Raw genomic sequence first — 21,151 nt, 5'->3', positions numbered from 1 at the left:
TGCCGTTTGAGAGGACATGAGCATGAAGTATTTTAGTAAATTGTTGTCTTTGACTGCTGCTGCATTGGTGTCGTCTACAGTTGCTTATGCAGCCGATCTGCCAGCACCAGTTTTTGTTGAAGAGCCTGAGCTTCCAGAGATTGAAATTGGTGGCGGTTGGTATTTGCGTGGCGATATTGGTTACAAGGTCTACCGAGACCCAAAGACCAAGTTTTCGCACATCAAGTTCAATGATGAAGAACTCGATCCAACAGGTGTTGTTGGTGTCGGTGTTGGTTTCCGCATGAATGACTATATTCGCACTGATGTCACAGTGGACTACGAGTGGGATTCTGACTTCCGAGGGAGAGTCGATTGTATTGGTGCCTGTAGTGGTGGGGTCGAAGCTTCTGATGAATTTGCCACGCTGGACGTTTGGACAATTCTTTGGAATGTTTACGCTGACTTGGGTCACTACAATGGTTTTACGCCATATGTAGGCGCAGGTATTGGTGCGTCGTCCTTGAACGTGAAAAATGTACGCGCGATCAACCCTGATGGTACCCGGGTCGACTATCCTAAGGGGCACTGGTGGAATTTCTCGTGGGCCCTCATGGCAGGCACTTCCTACGAAATTAACAGCAACTGGAATATCGACGCGGGCTACCGTTATCTGAACATCGGGGCTGTTAAGACAAAGTCTTTTGCAAGTAACGGAACTGTCTCAGGTATCAAATACGATAACCTTGCAGCACATGAAGTGCGCGTTGGGTTGCGCTATGAATTCGGTGGCTCTTCAAACCAAAGATATGATGCGCCTATTGTCACGAAATACTAAAGCAAAGTCTGCTTTTCGTAGATTTGCAAGGTTCGTTGTGGTCTGACTTGAAATGCGGTGAAAATTAAAGGGAGCTATGCTTATCGATAAGCATAGCTCCCTTTTCTATAATTTAGCGGATGCAGTTATTCTGCTGCAGCCATGATGCTGATCTGCTCCTTATCCTGAAATTCGGCAGATCTTTGCTGTGCTCCGTCCGCTGCTGCGTGTTTCTTGCTCAGTGTGAGGGCAAACATGACTGGCGTGAAGTAGAACGAGATCACCATTGAGAGGAAAACACCTCCTGCAATTGCCATGGCAAATGGTGGCCAGAAGGAACCTGCTCCAATAATCAGTGGGGTAAAGCCCCCAACTGTTGTTAGCGTGGTTGATAGGATATGCCGAGAGGAGCGGTTAACAACACCGCGTATGGCTTTCGGGTCGCCCTGCATAGCGTTTTCATCGGCCTGCAGTCCGGTGAGTATTATAATGCCAGCATTGACAGAGACACCTATCGATCCAATCGTTCCAATCAAGGCGTTAATTCCAAATGGATACTGGAATATAGCAAGGGACAGCAGGCTTAACCCCATCGAGAGACCAGCCACCAGCAGTGTGATGATCGAAAGGCGGTAGGAACCGTAGGTCAAGAAGATGGTTATGATGGTCAAGATGATGACAAGCCCGGCGGATTTTGCCAGATTTGCAGCGGTCTCAGCACGAGCGTCAGAATCTCCGCCAAGCTCCAGCCGGTATCCAGGTGGTAGTTTGAAGTTGACAGCATCAAGGTTTGCCATGACCTGCTTTAAAGATTCTTCTGGAAGTGTGCTTTGTTTGATGAAGCCTTGAACCGTATTCACTCGTTCGCCATTGCGCCGTGCAATTGGGCTATCAGATGGCTGTAGATTCAGAGTTCCCAAAGCTGATAGCGGTATGGCGGTCAGGTCTTGCCCATTTTGTGTCGCTGTCGACGTGTGCAGCGGGATAATGAGCATTGATCTGAGGTCATAGGTGCTATCGCGCTTGGTTTGGCCAACGCGGAAGCGCAGGTTCAGTTCTTCACTTGCTTCAACGAGGGAGCCTCCGACTGTGCCTGACAGGTTCGTGTCAATTTGTCTTGCAACGTCACCAAGGGTCAGACCGGCGAGGCGGACTTTTTCTTCATCCAGCTTGAATTGCAGTTTTGGATCGGCACCGCTCAAATTTGCCCGAGTGTGGGTGATTTCAGGTACATTGGACATGGATTGGCGTACGGTTTCGCCGTACTGACGAAGGACTTCAAGGTCCGTACCGAATAGTCTGATTTCTACTGGCGCATCCACAGGAGGGCCTTGTACCAGACCACGGACCAAAATCTGCGCTTCTGGATAGTCCTTGTCCAATTGATCTTGCAGGGCAGGAATGAGGCGCTCGGTTGCCTCTGGCGATACTGTTGTTATTAGCGCTTCTGCATAGCTTGGGACGCCATCCTGGTTCATTTTCATATTGTAATAAAATGAAGGTGCGCTTTCGCCGACAACCCAGAATGACCGTTTGATGTCCTCTTCTTGTTGAAGGGTTGCATCCATCCTTTGGACAAGGCTTTTCGTTGTCGCAAATGCCGTGTCGCCAGGCATTTTGACCTCAATGTACAACTGGTCGCGTTCCACACCTGGGAAGAACTGGGCTGTTAGTGTTGGAAATACCAGAAAACCCATGATTGGCAGAACCAGTGAGCCTACAATTGCAGGTCCTTTGTGTTCCAATGCAAGGCGGATTGAAGCATCAAAAGCACGGCCTAACCGGGGTAGTGAAATTCCGGTCTGCCAAAATGCTGTTGCCTCTCGCTGACCTTTTGCCATCAGCTTACCGGCAATAGCAGGGGCAACCGTCACTGCCAGGATAAAGGAAACGGCCAGCATGATCATAACGCTCATGGCAATCGAGCCAACGAAGTCACCCGGAGGGCCGGGAAGCAAAGACATTGGTACGTAGGCTAAAATGGTGGTCACGGTAGATGCCAAGAGCGGAATAGTCAGGCGGCCAACGGAATCTCTCACGGCCTCTAAGGCTGAAAGTCCATCTTGTATTCTCCGCTTGATCTCGTCTGACATAACGACTGCTGCATCGACCAAAAGGCCAAGGGCAACGATGAGACCGGTTATGGACATTTGCTGAATCTCAAGACCCAGCGCGTTCATAATAATCAAGGTTCCCATGGTCGCCAGCGGAATGATGCTCGCAACAACCACTGCTGAGCGCCACCCAAGAGAGACAAACAGAACCAAGACTACCAGCGCGATACCGATGAGCATATTCTTGCCAAGGGTTACAAAGCGCTCGGCAGTGTATTTGCTTTGGTCAAAGAGTAGCTCATGAGAAAGGCCCGCAGGCAGTTCGGCTTCAAAAGACTGAAGGGTTTTGTAGACGTCAGTGATCCAGACATCAACGCGGCGATCGCTTTCGATCTGCGCACCGACAAGAACCACTTGGTGGCCGTTGGCATAAGCCAACTCACGCGGTGGGTCTGCTGTTACGCGCTCAATTCTGGCTATGTCCCCGAGCCGAAGAATGGAGCCATTTTCATCTGACGTGATCGGGATATTGCGCACCCGTTGCAGACTATCAATTTCGCCATCAACCTCTAGAGGAAGCGTGAGAGAATTGCCGTAGAGCTGCCCTGCTGGAACCTTCACATCTGCAGCTCGTGAAAGGTTTGCAATGTCATCCATAGTGATGCCAAGGGAAGCCATCCACTCTGGTTCAACCGAAATGCGGATTTCTTCCTCCTGATCACCGTAGATCCGCACCAGTTTGGTGTCTGGAACCTGCCGCAGTTGATCTTGAAGCAGCTCTGCATATCGCCTTTGCAGGGCTGGGTTGACAGGCACTGAGCCGTTCATACCAATGGCGCTGATGGTCGTAAAAGCGCCAAAACGGTCGATATCAATTTGCGGTTCGGGAACGCCACTTGGGAAGTTGTTGTATGCCTCGGCAACTGCGTCACGAAGCTCTGACCAGACTTGTTCAATCTCATCATGGGGCAGGTAAATTGACAGCTCGACGGAGACAACGGACACACCAGATTTTGAGAGCGAATTGATGTCTTCAATTTCTGGTATTTCGCGCAGTTTCTCCTCGACTTTCTCTGTCACCAACGCTTCTACCCGGGCCGGTTCGGCGCCTGGATATGGCGTTACAATGGTTGCATAGATGCCTGTGATGGACGGGTCTTCCTGGCGTCCTATTGAATTAATGGCCAAGATTGCAAGTGCAACGATCACGGAGAGAACTAGAAACAGGAGACGTGTATTTCTATATAGAAGTGTTTTCATGGTTCCGTTCACGATGCTTTGGCTAGGGTTACCTGCTGGCCGGGAATAATCCGATTGCGCCCAGAGCTTATGTATCGCTGACCCTCGCTCAAAGCGCCGCGGACATAGGCAGACTTCCCATCTGTATAAAGAACTTCAACCGCATCCTTGGTTACACGGTAGCTTTGGCCTTCCTCTTGAGGGGCTAGTGTCAAAACAACCCAAAGGCCCTTTTCGCCCTCAGACAAGGCGGAGATCGGAACCCAGCTTCCACTGGCGGCGATGTGGCGTGGGAGTTTTAAACGCACAGTGTCGCCGAAACGTCCGTCTTTTTTGTTCTCAATCTGGGCGAGGATGGATACGGTGCGTGTTTGTTGTGAAATGTCGGGCCGTATTGCGAGGATGCTGCCTTGCAAGGTTTGGCTGTCCGCATAGAATTCTACAGACTGACCAGTTTTAAGGCCTTTCACAGCTTCAGGAGAAATACCAAGGCGTACTTGTGGCTTGTCGGTCTCAAGTAAGTTTACAACCGGTGTTCCGGCGCTAATCACACTGCCCGTGTCGAGATAACGCTGACCAACGGTGCCGTTAAAAGGAGCATACAAAACGGATTTTTTCAGGCTAATTTCATTGCTCTTCAAGGCGGCGACAACGGCAGCTTTCTGACCTTCCAGAGCGGCTCTGTTTAAGCTTGCTTCATCAGCTTTTTGTTGTGTCACATGCCCTTTGTCGCGCAGTATTATCTGTCTTTTTTCGGTAAGAACTGAGAGCCTTAGCTGAGAAGAGACCTGTTGAAGCTGGCCTTCCAGTCGGGTGCGTTCTGCCTCTAGGATTTGCGTGTCCAAGCGGGCGATAATGTCACCTTTTTGGACTCTGTCTCCTTCATCGGCTTCCATAGAAAGTACAAGCCCGTTTTGCTCAAAGGCAACGTTGGACTGCTGCGCAGGTTCCAGCCGACCGACAAATTCGTCTTCAATCTGATAGCCACCTGAAAGCTTGATGAAATCACTTTGAACAGGGATGAGTTTCTGCGCGAAGTCGCTGGCTTGGCTTTTGGAGCCAGATAAGTGATGCATTGTTAAAGTGCCTGCACCCAGTATGCCTAGAAAAAGGAATACTGCACCACTGCGTAGTATTGTTGGCTTTCGAAGTTTCATGGCTTCATGTCCTTCTATTCAATCGTATTGGGGTAACGAGATAGGTGGATATGCACCTATGAAATTAATGTTGAACCGGTGAACCGATTTAGGTGATCTTCAGGCTGTCAGCTTATCGAGACCGGAACGAAGAGAGCGCCATTCAGAGGTGTCCAGTTGCTTTAATGTGACTTTCTGAGCTTTGTCCCACAAAGGGATCGCTTGCTTCAGAAGTGTCTTCCCTTGCTCTGTAAGGGCTAAGTCGCGGATCCGACGGTCTGTTTTATTTGGCAAAGATTCTACTAGGCTACGCCGTTCAAGAGGCGCCAGATCTTTTGTCAGCGTTGTACGATCCATGCCCAGGCCATTTGCCAGATCGCTCAGTTTGATTGGTTCATCGAGCAATAGAGAGGCAAGAATGGTGAACTGACCAGCCTTTAGGTTAACTGGCTTTAGAGCATGCTCGTAGCGGCGTGTAATGTTACGGGCGACCCGTCGCATTGCTTGGCAAACACAGGCCTCTTCAAAAGTCTCTGAACTATAGTGATCTAAGTTTGTCATGCTACACCTCGGCTTTTACACCTTGTCTTCGTTATCCTAGCCAATGGCTGGGTTTGGATTTAAGTCCAGTTACACAGCTATGCAATAAATAAGTGCATATGCACTCTTATCGAAGAAGAGAGGCTTTGTCAACGTGTTGCTTGGCGGAAGGAGAGGGGGTGAGCATCCTCTCTTGGTGTAAATTGCATGAGTCTGTCATGTGACTCTCTTCCCTATGACATTGTAGGCCTTATAGACTCTATTGAAATAATGGTTATCCACCGGGCCGGTTTGTGAAATAAACACAATGATGCCCTGCGTTTATTGGTCTGTTTGTTTTGCTAGCTGAAAACACGTGTTGACGAGGTACGTCGTTTCGCTTAGACCCGTCCGTGGGACACCCTTCCCCAACGAAGGGCGCCTATCTGTGAGGATAGCTAAAATGACAAATATGACGTTGCCGGCGACAAAACCGGCGAACCCGAACTTTTCTTCGGGCCCTTGTGCCAAGCGTCCTGGATGGACACCCGCAGCCTTAACGGATGCGCCGCTTGGCAGATCACACCGCTCTAAGATCGGTAAGGCTAAGCTGAAAGAAGCTATCGAGTTGACTCGTGAAGTCCTCGAAGTGCCCGCTGATTACAAAATCGGAATTGTTCCTGCTTCTGACACTGGTGCTGTTGAAATGGCACTGTGGTCGCTGCTTGGAGAGCGCCCAGTCGACATGGTTGCCTGGGAGAGTTTTGGTTCTGGTTGGGTTTCTGATGTTTTGAAACAGCTCAAACTAGCGGATGCTCGCAAGATTGAAGCTGATTATGGTGAGCTGCCAGATCTCTCATCTATAGATTTCGATCATGATGTGGTCTTCACCTGGAATGGCACCACCTCTGGTGTTCGTGTTCCAAGCGGTGACTTTATCCCGGCTGACCGCAAGGGATTGACCATCTGTGATGCAACTTCTGCGGCTTTCGCTCAGGATCTTGAGTTCGATAAGCTCGATGTTGTGACATATTCCTGGCAGAAGGTTCTGGGTGGTGAAGCTGCGCATGGCGTGCTTATCTTATCCCCCCGTGCTGTTGAGCGTCTTGAGAGCTACACTCCAGCATGGCCAATGCCAAAAATCTTCCGCCTTACCAAAGGTGGGAAGCTGATTGACGGCATCTTTAGTGGTGCGACCATCAACACGCCAAGCATGCTTTGCGTTGAAGATTACCTGGATGCTTTGGGTTGGGCCAAAGAGCTTGGTGGTTTGAAAGCACTCATTGCACGGGCAGATGCAAATACAGCAGCAATCACGACTTGGGCTGAGAAAACACAGTGGGTTGATTTTCTCGCTGTTGATCCGGCGACTCGTTCCAACACCTCCGTGTGTTTGAAGATTGTTGATCCTGAAATCTCTGCATTGGATGCAGACGCTCAGGCGGCATTTGCTAAGGCGATTGTGAGCTTCCTCGACAAAGAAGAAGTAGCCTTTGACATCGGTGCTTACCGCGATGCTCCTTCCGGTCTTCGGATCTGGTGTGGTGCAACGGTAGAAACGGCCAATGTTGAAGCGCTTATTCCTTGGTTGGACTATGCTTTTGCTACTCAAAAAGCAGCGCTTGCTTCGGCATAACGCCAATACTTTCATATAGATGACAAAGTTCCGGTCGCGTCATGTGACCGGTTAAGCTGACGAGTGAAGTGTATCTTATTAACGACCAGAAACGTGTCGTGAGATGCCTTTGTTGCATTGAAAGGTTAGCCCGATGGCTCCTAAAGTTCTTATTTCCGATAAGCTTTCCCCTGCTGCTGTGCAGATCTTCAAAGACCGTGGCTGCGATGTTGATTTCTTGCCTGACGTTGGCAAGGACAAAGAAAAGCTTGCTGAAATTATTGGTCAGTATGACGGTCTTGCGATCCGCTCCGCAACTAAGGCGACCGAAAAGATTATCGCTGTTGCAAGCAACCTGAAGGTTATTGGCCGCGCTGGTATTGGCGTTGATAACGTTGATATTCCGGCTGCGACTGCCAAGGGTATCGTGGTCATGAACACGCCGTTCGGCAATGCGATCACAACTGCTGAGCATGCGATTGCGATGATGTTTGCCGTGACACGTCAGATTCCGGCTGCGGATGTTTCAACGCAGGCCGGCAAGTGGGAAAAATCCCGCTTTATGGGTAACGAGGTTACCTCTAAAACGCTTGGTCTTGTTGGGTGTGGTAATATTGGTTCGATCGTTGCGGACCGGGCTATTGGCTTGAAGATGAAGGTTATTGCCTTCGATCCATTCCTCTCTCAAGAACGCGCCATTGACCTTGGTGTTGAGAAGGTTGAGTTGGAAAACCTGTTCAAGCGTGCTGACTTTATTACTTTGCATACACCGCTGACAGACCGCACGCGCAACATCATTGATGCTGAAGCGATTGAGACCATGAAAGACGGTGTCTACCTGATCAACTGTGCTCGTGGTGGTTTGGTTGACGAGATTGCTTTGCGTACAGCGCTTGATAGCGGCAAGGTTGCTGGTGCTGCGGTTGATGTGTTCACGGAAGAGCCTGCCAAGGAAAATGCACTGTTTGGTGCGCCAAATCTTGTTTGTACACCTCACCTTGGTGCCTCCACTTCAGAAGCGCAGGAGAATGTTGCGCTTCAGGTTGCCGAGCAGATGTCAGACTATTTGGTCAACGGTGCTGTCACCAATGCGCTGAACATGCCTTCGATTTCTGCTGAGGAAGCTCCGCGCCTTGCTCCGTTTGTTAAACTGGCTGAGCAACTTGGTTCGTTTGCAGGGCAGGCGACTGAAACCGGCATTAAAGCTGTTCGTATTGAATACGAAGGTGATGTTGCTGAAATGAACGTTAAAGCGATGACAGCTGCTGCATTGACAGGGGTTCTTCGTCCGTTGCTTCAAACCGTGAATATGGTTTCAGCTCCAGAAGTTGCCAGAGAGCGTGGCATTGTTATTGAAGATGTTCGCCGCGAGCAGCATGGTGCCTATGAAAACTACATTCGCCTGACTGTTATAACAGAGCGTCAGGAACGCTCGGTTGCAGGTACTGTGTTTGGTGATCAAAAGCCGCGTATCATTCAGATCAAAGGCATCAATATGGAAGCGGAGCTTGGCGAAAACATGCTCTACGTGACCAACGAAGATAAGCCGGGCTTTATTGGTCAGCTGGGTTCCATACTCGGCGATGCAAAGATCAATATTGCAACGTTCAACCTGGGTCGTAAGATTGAAGGTGAAGAAGCGATCTGTCTTGTTGAGATTGATGGTGAGTTGCCAGAGACTGCGATTTCAGAGATCGAAGCGATTAAACAAGTGAAGCAGGCAAAACTGCTTCATTTCGCGGGTCAGTGATCTGATTGGACCATAGATTAGAAGAGGCGGCCATTGGGCCGCCTTTTTTATTAGCTGAGACAGGTAATTTGGTTGCTCATGTATCCAAAACAAGCTCAACTAAGGAGTGTTTGATTTATCAGTAGGAAGTCAGTGATGAATATTGATCTGCTGCGCCGTCTTTGTGAAACACCGGGTGTTCCCGGCCATGAGCACAGAGTACGAGAAATAATTTTAAACGAAATCGAAGGCATGTTTGACGAAGTTCAAACTGATCCTATGGGTTCTTTGATTTGCCGACGTGCACCACGGAAGAAATCTAAGAAGGGCAAAAAACCTCTAAAGGTGATGCTGCTCTGCCATATGGATGAAATCGGCTTCCTTGTCTCGCATATTAGTGAGAAGGGGTTTGTCTATGTTCAGCCTGTTGGAGGTTTCGATCCACGCAATCTGTTTTCCCGTCGTGTGCTCGTATCCACTGATACAGAGGATTTGAAGGGAGTGATGAACACCGCCGGGCGGCCTGTTCACATTGCCTCGCCAGAAGAGCGCAAGAAGATTCCTCAGGTGAATGAGTTCGTCATTGATTTGGGCCTTGGCGAAAAGACCAAGGATGTGGTGAAGATCGGCGACATGGTGACTCTGGATGAGCCCTTGATCGAGATTGGCGATAAGATTGTTTCTAAAGCGCTTGATAACAGGGTGGCCTGCTGGCTTGGTATTGAGGCAATCCGCGCATTGGGTGATGCAAAGCATTCCAGCGAGATTTATGTAGCCTTTACTTGTCAGGAAGAGGTTGGTTTGCGCGGTGCAAAGACCGCTGCGTATTCTGTGAAGCCAGATATTGGCATCGGTGTGGATGTTTCATTGTCCTGCGACACCCCGGATATTCCTGAAAAAGACCATGTCACCGTGCAAGGAAAAGGCTTCGGACTTCATGTGATGGACAGCTTCTTTATTGCCGACACACAGCTTGTGAGCGACATTGAGGAAATCGCGAAGGAGGAAGAAATTCCCTATCAGCGGACCATGTTAATTGGGGGTGGTCAGGATGGTGCAGCGGCTCAGCAAGCGGCAGCTGGTGCCAAAGCGGTTGGGATCATGGTTGGCACACGTTACGTGCACACTGTTACAGAGATGATCCATAAGAACGACCTGCTTGCCGCACGCGATATTTTGGCAGCCTATTTGCAGCGGTCTTAATGCGCTTTGCCATATCTGTGTAGGTGGGCACGCTCTGGCGGGTAACAATTGCCAGAGCGTATGATATTGAGCGACATTTGATGAGGCGCAAGCCTTTGGCCAGCTAAACCGTTACGGTTGCATGTTGATCGAGTTTGAACACGCGCATGGCATTTTCCGCTAGAAATAGTGATTTGCATTTATCATCTAATTCAAGAGCGTCGAATCCGTCCTGTGCCTGTTGGGGGGTAATCATGGGGTAGTTGGTGCCAAACAGAACTTTGTGTTTGCCCCGACCCTTCATGAATTGCACCAGCTCAGGTGGGTAGCGTTTTGCTGTGTAGGCGGAGGTGTCGATATAGACATTTTCATGCTTGGTCGCCACCGCGATTGCTTCCTCCGTCCATGGGTAGCCGATATGACCGCCGATGATGGTCAACTCAGGGAAGTCGAGGGCAACCTGATCCAGATAGATCGGACGTCCAACTTCACTTGGCATGAGTGGCCCTGTGTGACCAATTTGAGTGCAAAATGGAATGCCTAGCTCGGCGCAGACGGTGTAAACTGGGTAGAAGCGGCGGTCCGTTGGTGGCAACTCCCATAACCATGGCAGAACGCGGATCCCCTTGAAACCCAGTTCTTCCACACAGCGGCGAATCTCTTTAACAGCCTGCATTGGTTTGGAGATATCGACGGACCCAATTCCAACAAGACGATCTGGCGCTTGCGCCACGAAGCCTGCAACCTCATCGTTAGAAATCATGGAGTTGCGTGGTGCTTCCCATGCGCTGATGAGGCTGATGTCGATGTTTGCTGCGTCCATCATGGCTACGGTGAGACTTACCGGTGGCGCTTGTTGCGGAAGAGGAGTTTTGGTCCAGCGGCGCAATGAATCAAAAATCGGATCTTGAATATGCCTAAGCGTTGGGTGTTGTGCCCATGCGTCAATAATCAATCTATCTTCTCCCAAGACAGGTACAGAATATATATGGAGCTTAACTCCTCTGACTGACTGTAAGCGAGAAGTGCCTGTTTATGGAAGAGTTAGCTTTACCATTACGTCATATTGATTAGTGGTTGGGTTCGGTTCGAGTTGTTTGCCGTGCAAATGAGAACTTTAACCGGCCATCGATCAATAACAGAGCCACGAAGATGGCTATCATGCCGGCCCAGTGGTTAGCCTCCAGACGCTCATTCAAGAACACAGCCCCCAGAATGATTGCGCTTACTGGAATGAGAAGCGTAACTGAAGCTGCCTTGGTTGCTCCGGCAAGCTTGAATAGCTGAAAATAAAGAATGTAAGCGAAGGCAGTGCAGATGAGAGCAAGTACCAGCGTACTTGCCCATGTCAGGAGTGACGCGTTTAAAAGCTGCTGCGTTGGCGCAGTAAAGAATAATGCCGGGATAAGAAGCAGCGTTGAGGCGGAAAGTTGCCCTGTTGCAAGTGTCGCAGGTGGTAGTTTTTGCAGGCGCATGATCAGGAATGCGGCCAGAGCATATGACAAGGCAGCTCCCAAAACGGCCAGCTGAGGGATGATCTGGTCTGTTGCTCCGCTCAATGCGTCTGTGCCGACCATGATTGCCACGCCGGAAATACCTATCACTGCTGCTACCAGTTTGGTTGGTGTTAGCTTTTCCTCACCGCGAAATACCTGCATGACCAACATAGTGAAAATGGGTGTGAAGGCATTGAGTACAGATGCCAGCCCGGAGGGAATATATTGTTGTGCCCAGAAGATGAGTGAGAAGGGTATTACATTATTAAGTAAGCCGAGCAGCAACAGACGCACTATCCAACCAACGGATCGGGGCACGGCTTGCTTGGACGCAAGCACGAAACACCACATAGCAGTCGCCGCGATTGATACACGCATGAAAACAAGTGTGATCGGGTCAATCTCAACGACGGCGATCCGGGCGAAGAAGAATGCACCGCCCCATATGGTTCCCAGCAAGATGAGAAGTGACCAGCTTAGAAGTGTCGTTTTCTGTTCACTCATGACGTGTACTCATTGAAACGAAAAAAATTGCAAAGGCTGCATAAAATTCATGTTTGAGGGCTGAGGCATTACTAACATTTGACTTGAGAGCACGACGACCCGTTTTGCGAGTGTAATAATCAACAGTCATGTGGTTTAGGCATAAAAAACTTACAGGTCTTCAGCCAAATTCGTGTGAAAGGGCTCGTATTTACGAGATTGACAGACTATAAGGTGCTGTAACTGCGCCCCGGCTTTTACGCCGGGGTTTTTTATGTTGTCTCTCACGATTTGTATTCTGAGCTGACAAGCCACTTTATACAGAAATAGCAAATCGTATGACGGCGTGATCAATGACGCCGACAGCCGCAGGAGGGCTGAAAACCATGGCCAACGTAGTTGTTGTTGGATCTCAATGGGGTGACGAAGGCAAGGGTAAGCTTGTCGACTGGCTCTCAGAGCAAGCTGATGTAGTTGTGCGCTTCCAAGGTGGGCACAATGCAGGCCATACGCTTGTTATTGATGGAACCAGCTACAAGCTGGCACTGCTACCATCTGGTGTTGTTCGCGGCAAACTCTCCGTTATTGGCAATGGCGTCGTAATTGACCCTCATGCACTGGTGGCTGAGATTGCACGCCTTGAAGCCCAGGGCGTAAAGATCTCTCCAGAGATTTTGCGTGTTGCCGACAACGCTACACTTATCCTTAGTTTGCACCGCGAGCTTGATGCTCTGCGTGAAGATGCAAGCCCAGCTGGTACCAAAATTGGTACAACCAAGCGCGGCATCGGTCCTGCATATGAAGATAAGGTTGGCCGTCGTGCGATCCGCGTGATGGATCTTGCCAACATGAGCACGCTTCCTGCAAAGATTGATCGCCTGCTGACGCATCACAATGCAATCCTGCGCGGTCTTGGTCGTGAGGAAATTACAGCGGACGCAATCTACAATGAGCTGGAAAGCGTTGCCGATCAGATTCTGCCGTACATGGAAAAAGCCTGGTACATGCTCGACAAAGCGCGCCGCGCAGGAAAGCGTTTGTTGTTTGAAGGTGCCCAGGGTGCTCTTCTGGATAATGACCACGGCACATATCCGTTTGTAACTTCTTCTAATACAGTTGCAGGTCAAGCTGCTGCTGGTAGTGGTCTTGGTCCAAACTCTATCGATTATGTTCTGGGTATCACCAAAGCTTACACCACACGTGTAGGTGAAGGTCCGTTCCCGACGGAACAACAAAACGAAATTGGTGAGTTCCTTGGTACCAAGGGTCACGAGTTTGGAACGAACACTGGCCGTCGTCGTCGGTGTGGCTGGTTTGACGCTGTGATTGTCCGTCAAACGGTTTGCACCAGCGGAATCAATGGGATTGCATTGACAAAGCTTGACGTTTTGGACGGACTGGATGAAATTAAGATCTGTGTTGGTTATGAGCTAGACGGCGAGCGAATCGATTACCTTCCGGCATCTCAGGGTGCTCAGGCGCGGGTTGTCCCTATTTATGAGACCCTGCCTGGTTGGAAAGAGTCAACTCGAGGCGCACGTACTTGGGCTGAATTACCCGCACAAGCTGTGAAATACGTACGGCATGTTGAAGAGTTGATTGGTGCCCCGGTTGCTCTGTTATCAACAAGTCCTGAACGTGATGACACAATCCTGGTTCAAAACCCGTTCCAGGATTAAGTCTAGAACTGAAGCTCTGGGGGCATTGGGCAGTTAAATGGCGGACTATAATTCCGTTTTGAGAAAAGCGGTAGCTGGTTTACAAGAGAATACTGGTTCCGCGCGGCGGGCAGTTTATCAACGCGCGCGTAATGCGATTGTAAAGCAACTTAAGAGTTACGATCCTCCACTGTCTCCCTCTCAGATTACTGAGGAGCAGCTGAAGCTTGAAGAGGCCATTCGTAAGGTCGAAGCTGAAGCTGCTCGGGAATCACTTGGGTTGGGGCGGCCAAAAACTACCCCAGCTCCAAATCCGCAGCAGCCGGCTCCTACCAATCCGGATAGTCCGGCTGCGCCTTCGCCTTCACAGGATAAGTCAAAGGCGGCGGATCCAAAGGCAAAAGCTCCAGCACGCGAAGAGCCGAAAGCGCCTGCCTCAAAATCTGATGTTTTCAAAGAGGCGGTTCGCGCTGCACAGGATCTTGGCAATGCAGCGCATCAGGCTAATCAGATCGCACGTGATCAATTGCCAGAGGCGTCTAACGCGCGCAAAGAGCCTGATCTGGGCTCTATGGATGAGAGCGAAGAACGCAAAGCTGCTGAATCCTTGCCAACCAAAGGTGCGGTGAAGACCAGTGCTGAAGAGCGCTCATGGGTGCCAGGCGAGGCTCGCCGCTCTAAACTAGAAACACGGGCAAAGACTCGCCCTGAAATTGACGAGCCTGCCAAGGTTCAGCCGAAAGCGAGCAAAAAACCTTCATCTTCTCGTAAACCTGTTGTGGCGCAGCGGGTTGGCGATGCGATTGAGCAAGAGGAAGGCTTGAAGCCCTCCAATGCCCGTCGTTTTGTGAGTATGCTGATTGTGGCTGCTATTATTTTGGCGGTTGCTGCGGGTGTTTACAGTCAACGCGGCACAATTCTCTCTCTCATATTGCCGGTAGAGACAAGTGAAACCGGTGGAGCAAACGGTGCCTCTACAAATGGGGATGAGCCGCTGCGTGTTGAGCCTGAGCGCGCGCCGAAAAAGAACACTGACCGTCTCTTACCATCTGATGAGGGTGCGAAAGTATCTCCAGAGGCAACGCGTGTGACGACAACGCGGATCACGCGGAACTCTTCCAGCGCCACGGCCACTGACAGCACTGCTACAGCTCCTGTTCTGAGGACGGTTGATACACCATCCGCGCCTGCCGAAAACTCTGGTTCTGCTCAGGTTTTGCCGGAAAAAGAACCTGCGCAAGAGGTGGCTGCAGTCGAAACAAGCTCAGTTCCACCCGCTGAGAGCGCTGGTACAGAGACTGCCATTTCTCCAGTCGCCCAGCAGAGTATTCTTTATGAAGAAGCTTCGACGCCGGGTACAGCGGGCTCTGCTTCTCGTGGTAACGTAATCTGGTCGTTGGATGATGAGAACGGGATACCGGTTATCAAGGCCGTTGCGACTTTACCATCTCGCGACTTCTCTGTTGAGATGAAGTTAAAGCCGAACAATGACAAATCTCTGCCGGCGAGCCATCTCCTTGAGCTGAGCTTCATGCTACCTGAGGGATTTGATGGAAAAGGCGTTGAGAAAGTTCCAGGCTTGATCTTGAAGAAAACCGAGTCTGAAGCAGGTGAGCCATTGGATGGCGCTGCTGTGAAGGTTTCCGATACTCTGTTCTGGATCGCTCTGTCTGATAGTGAAGCGGACAAGGCAAAGAATCTTCAGCGCCTTACAGAGCGTGAATGGATTGATGTTCCACTGCTTTACCTCAATGGTCGCCGTGCAATGTTGACCTTCGAAAAAGGTACAACCGGCAACCAGGTTGTTGCTCAAGCAATCCAGAGCTGGAAGTAATCTGGGCGTCATTGGATTGGATTAAATTGAAAAGCCCCGGCTCGTGAAGAGCCGGGGCTTTTTTTATTAACTTGTTCTGATGATAAATTTTTCTTGCAAACTCCAGCATAAACACGCATGTTCCTCGCTATTCCGAGGGGTGCTTTTCTTCAGAGAAGCTGAGATTGCCTAGAGCTAGACCCTTTGAACCTGATCCGGGTAATGCCGGCGAAGGGACGGGACCCGAGCCATTATTCCCGGATCTCCATGTTTGCTATGTGCCGACCTAGGAGATCCTATGTATAAAATCTTCATGAGAGCCATAAAGAGCTCCGCTGTTTTGAAAGCGTCCCGTGCTTTCAATTCCATTCAACGCTCTTGTTCTACGAGGCTTGGATGTTGAAGCGGGTTCTCATACGTATGTCTCGGACGGTGTTGGGGTTGGCAGTTTTTGTCGCCTTGTGGGATGTGGTGGTTCGGATTTGGGAGCTTCCTCCGTTCCTGTTGCCACCTCCTGCTGCGGTTTACTTTGCCTTCGTCAATCAGGGTGCGTTCTTACTGCACCATGCCAGCATCACGGCCTATGAGACTCTTCTGGGGTTTGTCTTTGGCGTGAGCGCCGGAGCCAGCTTGGCCTTGTTGCTGAGTATGTCGGTAAAAGCGCGCCAGTTTTTACTTCCCCCGATTGCGGCTACTCAATCCCTTCCTGTGTTCGCCATCGCGCCTTTGCTGGTGCTTTGGTTTGGCTTTGGCCTTGCCTCCAAAGTGGTTATGGCCGTGATCGTGATCTTCTTTTCCGTGACCTCAACGTTTTATGACGGGTTGCGGCGGACAGACACAGCGCTGCTGGACTTAGGTAAACTACATCGCCTGAACCGGTGGCAAACACTCCGCTTTATCCGCATTCCTGCTGCGCTGCCCTCTCTGGCATCGGGCATGCGGATAGCAGCGGTATTTGCTCCGATTGGCGCAGTGGTTGGTGAATGGGTAGGTGCAAAAGGGGGGCTGGCTTTCATAATGCTTCAAGCGAATGCGCGGATGCAGACAGCAACGATGTTTGCTGCATTGATTTTGCTTGCGGTGATGGTGCTGAGCCTTCGGGCGATTGTTGAGTTCGCTACTTCTCGGATGATCTATTGGCAAAAAGAGATCTAATCTCTCACAGTATGAGGACGTAAGCCTATGAAAAAATTAGGTATGTTGTTTGGGACGGCAATGCTTGCAAGTACGCTTCAGGTGCAAGCAGCTGATAAACTGACAGTGTTGCTGGATTGGTTTGCTAACCCAGATCATGCGCCAATCGTTGTTGCGAAGGCACGAGGGTTCTTTGAAAAAGAGGGCCTTGATGTTGAATTGATTGAACCAGCTGACCCCTCTATGCCACCTAAATTGGTTGCTGCTGGCCAAGGGGATATCGCAGTCTCTTATCAGCCGATTCTGCACCCGCAAATTGATGAGGGTATGCCGCTTACGCGTATTGGGACATTGGTTGCTACGCCATTGAATACGTTGTTGGTTTTGGAAGATGGCCCAATCAAAGAAATTGCAGACCTGAAAGGTAAACGGATTGGTTATTCGACGTCCGGTTTTGAAAGTGCGATGCTTGGGAAGATGTTTGCCAATGCTGGCCTTGCGACCGACGATGTTGAGCTGATCAATGTGAACTTCTCTCTTTCTCCTGCTTTGATGGCGGGGCAGGTTGATGCGGTGATTGGCGGTTACCGTAACTTTGAGCTGAACCAGATGGAAATTGAGGGTGCGAAAGGCCGTGCGTTCTATCCTGAGGAGCATGGTGTTCCGGTTTACGATGAGCTGATTTATGTGGCTCATAAAGACAAGCTTGATGATCCTCGTTTGAAGAAGTTCATCACTGCAATCGAAGCGGCAACAGTTTACTTGCTGAACAACCCAGAGGATTCCTGGAAAGGTTTCCTTGAGGTCTATCCAAACCTTGATGATGAACTGAACAAGCGCGCATGGGCAGATACGCTGCCACGTTTTGCGAACCGGCCAGCTGCACTGGATATCGGTCGCTATGAGCGTTTCGCGAATTTTCTGATTGAACAGGGGCTCATTAAAACAGCGCCGCCTGTTGAAACCTATGCGGTTGAATTGCGCTAAGTGTTATAGGCTTAAACTAAATTTAGAGCCTCCGAGTTTCGGGGGCTCTTTTTAGTTGGAGGCAAATTGCTGCTACTGGGCAGCATCTTCAACGGGTTCGTGCAGCATCAAATGGTCAAGAATGTGTTTTTCAAAGGCTGTGTAGATGGCGGTGTATTCCGGTGCACAATGTGATTTGCACTCATCCAGCAACGTGAGTGCTTTCTCTTTGTCCTCTTCCTCGTACAACGCGTAAACCATGTTGCAATGCATTTGTTTGAGTTTGAGAAACTCCTCTGAAAAAGCTAGCGAGGGATCGCCCAAAAGCGCAAAGGCGCGCACCTGGTAGCGGCTTGTTTGTACCGGAATGGTTTCAAGCGTGGCACATTCGGGCAGTTGCCCGCGCGTGGTTTCGCAGATTAAGAGGTTGTGCCCGGCCTCCTTGCAATGGCGAGCAAGGTCATTTGCCAAGTCCACACATTTACCCAATGGGGCATATCTGAAGTGGCGCCGGGTCCCTGTCTCACCAAGTGTTGCCAATCCTGTCGAAATACCAATGTCCAGAGTAACTTCGTGGTTCTTCATGTTCTTATGACTGAAGCGGAAACGGTCCTTCGTGTTGAAGCGTTGCATTTGCTTTTGCATGTCACCGGCTGTACGGCGGGCATGAGACGCATGGAATGGGTCGTCAAGCGGTGCGTTCCAATAAGCGCTCAACCCTGAGGTCCGAAGCGTATTGAGGGTGCCATGTTGTGCATGAACATCTTCAAGGTGTGCCGTTTGGAAGCTGTTTGAGAAGCTTGCTAAGTCGTGAGGTGATAATCCTTCATAGTATTGGTGAAAGTGCCTCAGGCGTGTGGAGAGGCATGTGATTTCACGTTGCTGTCCCTCCAGTGCCAACTGCTCTGGCGTGTTGAGCATTTTTTGCATCTGTTTTGGGGAAAGGATACTTGCATATCGTTCAGCGGTTTGTGTCCGGTGGCTCTTCAGTGTCACTCGCCTGATCGTGCAGGACGACGCAAATATCAGCAGCAAAATAAGAGAGGGGAAGAGCGGTTCAAGCAGGATTTTCTCAAGGGCAAACTGATGAAATGCAACTCCGTTTACAAGAAATATTGCAAGCAGTGTGAATGACAGGCTGAACCAGACAGTTTGTGTTGCAGCCACAATAGTCACAGAGAGCCCAATAAGAATTATCGCTGTTATTTCAATATATTGTGACCAATTTGGAATGGTGATGAAACGGGCGTTTTGAAGTGTCTGCAACGCTTGTGCATGCCGCTGCGAACTTCTCTGTTGCGTTCCAATGACCACGTAACTCTCAGGTGATGGAGGCCACACGGAAGCTGCAACCGTGCCATTTAGTATGTTGTTTGCAGAGAGTATGTAGTCGCTGGACGCTCTGGCTTTGTGGATGAACATTTCCTTTGTCGACGTAACCGGAACTGCGAAGCCATTGACATTGAGGAAGCCACTTTGCTCGCTCATTGTTGTTGCAACGGGAGGAGCGGAAGCCCCTAGATTCCATGCCATTAGTGCAAGCGATGGTTGTTGCTGCTCGCCGCTGCTGTGCTGAAGAGGATAAAGTAAAGATGCAGAGCCATTAGCGTAGTGCTCATCGGCTTGATACCCGCTGGCCCGCGAAAACCTTATGTAATTTGAAAGCGGTGGCCTGTTTGCGACAGCATCCGAGAGTGGCCTATTGAGTAGAACTGAGTGGTGGGAAACTATGGTCTGTAGAAGCAGATCATGGTTCGGATAGGTGGTTTTTATTGAGGGTTGTAAGCTGTCATAGATATTGCCTCGCAGCGTCGGAGACGCTGGATCCACCTTTCTCAGGTCGACGTCAATAAGGACGAGCTTGGGGTTGTATTGCCCAATATTTTGAAGGACTTGAGCTAACTCCAACCGCTGATACACCGGGGGCTGTGTTTGCTGGTGTGATTGTGGTGTGAGGTGCACCGTATATACCGGCAGGGCGGGGGCTGTGTTTGACCACGACAGCTGCAATGCATTTTGGCTGAGATATGCGACCCCATCCAGCGCCTGCGGGTAAAGTGTGCGTGTAATCAGAGCGATAGCGATGATTAAAAGAGACACTACCGCAGCGAGCGCGCGGTTGGTTTGTGACAGCCAGCCGGTGTCAAACATTTACTTCCCCCCATTGAGGGGATGTGACCCAACTCACATAAATTCCCCTCATCGTTAACCTTAGGTAAGGGGTGAGGGGGCGACAAGGCTGACTGTTGATTTAAAAGACTGTTGCGACAACCAATTTATATTTTAGGTTAATTCAACTCAAGCTTTATGCAGGCAAGCATCTGTTAGACGCTTGCCTGTGCACCAGCCATTTGCAGTGCGCTTTCTTGAACGGCCTTTTGGACTTTCTCGAATGCACGGACCTCGATTTGGCGCACGCGTTCGCGACTTACACCAAACTCAGTGGAGAGTTCTTCAAGCGTGATTGGACTTTCAGAGAGGCGACGTGCTTCGAAAATGCGGGTTTCGCGCGGGTTCAGCACACTCATAGCTTTTTTCAGCATTTCGCGGCGAACATCGAACTCTTCCTGCTCAGCAAGGACAGCTTCCTGACTGTCAGCGTCATCAACCAACCAGTCCTGCCATTCGCTTGACTCACCTTCTGATGAACGAAGCGGAGCGTTCAAGGAGGAGTCACCACCAAGGCGGCGGTTCATGGAAACAACTTCGGTTTCTGAAACGCCCAGGGTTGTTGCGATGTGCTTGACCTGATCAGGACGCAAATCACCATCTTCAAAAGCCTGAATCTTGCCTTTGACCCGACGCAGGTTGAAGAACAGGCGTTTTTGGTTTGCTGTGGTGCCCATCTTTACGAGGGACCATGTGCGGAGAATGTATTCTTGGATGGAGGCTTTGATCCACCACATTGCGTAGGTTGCGAGCCTGAAGCCTTTATCGGGCTCAAAGCGTTTTACAGCCTGCATAAGGCCCACATTGCCTTCTGAGATGACTTCGCCCAAAGGCAAGCCATAGCCGCGATAACCCATGGCAATCTTAGCAACAAGGCGCAAGTGGGAGTTCACCAGCCGTTCGGCTGCTTTTGGTTCGTCATGTTCCCGGAAACGCTTGGCGAGCATATACTCTTCCTGCGGCTGAAGCATCGGGAATTTTCTAATCTCATCTAAGTAGCGGCTTAAGCCGCCTTCGCCACCCGTGAGGGCTGGTAGGTTCCGGGCCATAAAGCACCCCTCTTTCTTTCGTGTTCCCGCCTGATTGAGCTATCAGACTTTTGGCAAACACACTTTGGTGCCAACAGATGAAGCGCACCTGAAGTCTTCATATGGGAACATTG

General features: G+C 50.2%; 15 protein-coding genes and 1 riboswitch. Of the genes, 8 read left to right on the top strand and 7 right to left on the bottom strand.

Features of this window, described 5'->3' with window-relative positions; all coding sequences use genetic code 11:
• Positions 1–22: 22 nt before the first annotated feature.
• Positions 23–817: an outer membrane protein gene (locus BMZ51_RS15415; RefSeq protein ID WP_068004099.1), complete on the top strand. Its 795-nt coding sequence runs from the start codon at positions 23–25 to the stop codon at positions 815–817.
• A 125-nt stretch (positions 818–942) separates the two neighbouring features.
• On the opposite strand, the gene BMZ51_RS15410 is transcribed toward BMZ51_RS15415, so the two are convergent.
• From BMZ51_RS15410 to BMZ51_RS15400, 3 genes are all read right to left on the bottom strand, one after another.
• Complete coding sequence (locus tag BMZ51_RS15410; RefSeq protein ID WP_074882143.1) at positions 943–4,110, bottom strand: efflux RND transporter permease subunit; 3,168 nt, start codon at positions 4,108–4,110, stop codon at positions 943–945.
• Between the two features lie 8 nt (positions 4,111–4,118).
• Positions 4,119–5,246, bottom strand: coding sequence for an efflux RND transporter periplasmic adaptor subunit (locus tag BMZ51_RS15405; RefSeq protein WP_068004102.1), 1,128 nt, complete (start codon positions 5,244–5,246; stop codon positions 4,119–4,121).
• Between the two features lie 99 nt (positions 5,247–5,345).
• On the bottom strand, positions 5,346–5,786 hold the full coding sequence (locus BMZ51_RS15400) for a MarR family winged helix-turn-helix transcriptional regulator (RefSeq protein WP_068004106.1): 441 nt from the start codon (positions 5,784–5,786) through the stop codon (positions 5,346–5,348).
• Between the two features lie 421 nt (positions 5,787–6,207).
• On the opposite strand from BMZ51_RS15400, the gene BMZ51_RS15395 reads away from it, so the two are divergent.
• From BMZ51_RS15395 to BMZ51_RS15385, 3 genes are all read left to right on the top strand, one after another.
• Positions 6,208–7,380: a phosphoserine transaminase gene (locus BMZ51_RS15395; protein ID WP_068004109.1), complete on the top strand. Its 1,173-nt coding sequence runs from the start codon at positions 6,208–6,210 to the stop codon at positions 7,378–7,380.
• A 133-nt stretch (positions 7,381–7,513) separates the two neighbouring features.
• Positions 7,514–9,109, top strand: a complete 1,596-nt coding sequence (gene serA / locus BMZ51_RS15390) for a phosphoglycerate dehydrogenase (RefSeq protein ID WP_068004110.1) — start codon at positions 7,514–7,516, stop codon at positions 9,107–9,109.
• A gap of 135 nt (positions 9,110–9,244) precedes the next feature.
• Entirely contained in the window at positions 9,245–10,291 is a 1,047-nt protein-coding gene (locus BMZ51_RS15385) for a M42 family metallopeptidase (protein ID WP_068004117.1), read from the top strand.
• Positions 10,292–10,394: 103 nt separating this feature from the next.
• On the opposite strand, the gene BMZ51_RS15380 is transcribed toward BMZ51_RS15385, so the two are convergent.
• Both BMZ51_RS15380 and BMZ51_RS15375 read right to left on the bottom strand, forming a co-directional pair.
• The gene (locus tag BMZ51_RS15380; protein ID WP_068004120.1) at positions 10,395–11,225 is read right to left on the bottom strand and encodes an amidohydrolase family protein; all 831 of its coding nucleotides are present in this window, start codon (positions 11,223–11,225) and stop codon (positions 10,395–10,397) included.
• Between the two features lie 115 nt (positions 11,226–11,340).
• Entirely contained in the window at positions 11,341–12,270 is a 930-nt protein-coding gene (locus BMZ51_RS15375) for a DMT family transporter (RefSeq protein ID WP_074882141.1), read from the bottom strand.
• A gap of 365 nt (positions 12,271–12,635) precedes the next feature.
• On the opposite strand from BMZ51_RS15375, the gene BMZ51_RS15370 reads away from it, so the two are divergent.
• The 4 genes from BMZ51_RS15370 to BMZ51_RS15355 all read left to right on the top strand — a co-directional run bounded on the left by BMZ51_RS15370 (position 12,636) and on the right by BMZ51_RS15355 (position 17,841).
• A complete protein-coding gene (locus BMZ51_RS15370; protein ID WP_068004122.1) occupies positions 12,636–13,928 on the top strand; it encodes an adenylosuccinate synthase in 1,293 nt (430 codons plus the stop codon).
• A gap of 37 nt (positions 13,929–13,965) precedes the next feature.
• Positions 13,966–15,741 carry a hypothetical protein gene (locus tag BMZ51_RS15365; protein WP_068004124.1) on the top strand — a complete coding sequence of 592 codons (1,776 nt, stop codon included), beginning with the start codon at positions 13,966–13,968 and terminating at the stop codon, positions 15,739–15,741.
• A gap of 125 nt (positions 15,742–15,866) precedes the next feature.
• A riboswitch (TPP riboswitch) is annotated at positions 15,867–15,974 on the top strand.
• A 142-nt stretch (positions 15,975–16,116) separates the two neighbouring features.
• A complete protein-coding gene (locus tag BMZ51_RS15360; RefSeq protein WP_244271362.1) occupies positions 16,117–16,875 on the top strand; it encodes an ABC transporter permease in 759 nt (252 codons plus the stop codon).
• 27 nt (positions 16,876–16,902) lie between these two features.
• Positions 16,903–17,841 carry an ABC transporter substrate-binding protein gene (locus BMZ51_RS15355; RefSeq protein WP_068004127.1) on the top strand — a complete coding sequence of 313 codons (939 nt, stop codon included), beginning with the start codon at positions 16,903–16,905 and terminating at the stop codon, positions 17,839–17,841.
• A 72-nt stretch (positions 17,842–17,913) separates the two neighbouring features.
• Here BMZ51_RS15355 and BMZ51_RS15350 read toward each other — a convergent pair whose 3' ends face one another.
• Entirely contained in the window at positions 17,914–19,971 is a 2,058-nt protein-coding gene (locus tag BMZ51_RS15350) for a CHASE2 domain-containing protein (RefSeq protein WP_068004128.1), read from the bottom strand.
• A 173-nt stretch (positions 19,972–20,144) separates the two neighbouring features.
• Complete coding sequence (gene rpoH, locus BMZ51_RS15345; protein ID WP_068004129.1) at positions 20,145–21,038, bottom strand: RNA polymerase sigma factor RpoH; 894 nt, start codon at positions 21,036–21,038, stop codon at positions 20,145–20,147.
• Between the last annotated feature and the right edge of the window lie 113 nt (positions 21,039–21,151).

Origin of the sequence: Pseudovibrio axinellae, from assembly GCF_900110875.1 — a bacterium.
Classification (GTDB): domain Bacteria; phylum Pseudomonadota; class Alphaproteobacteria; order Rhizobiales; family Stappiaceae; genus Pseudovibrio; species Pseudovibrio axinellae.
Note: the sequence above shows the minus strand (reverse complement) of the source record. Positions and strands in the feature narration are given on the sequence as shown.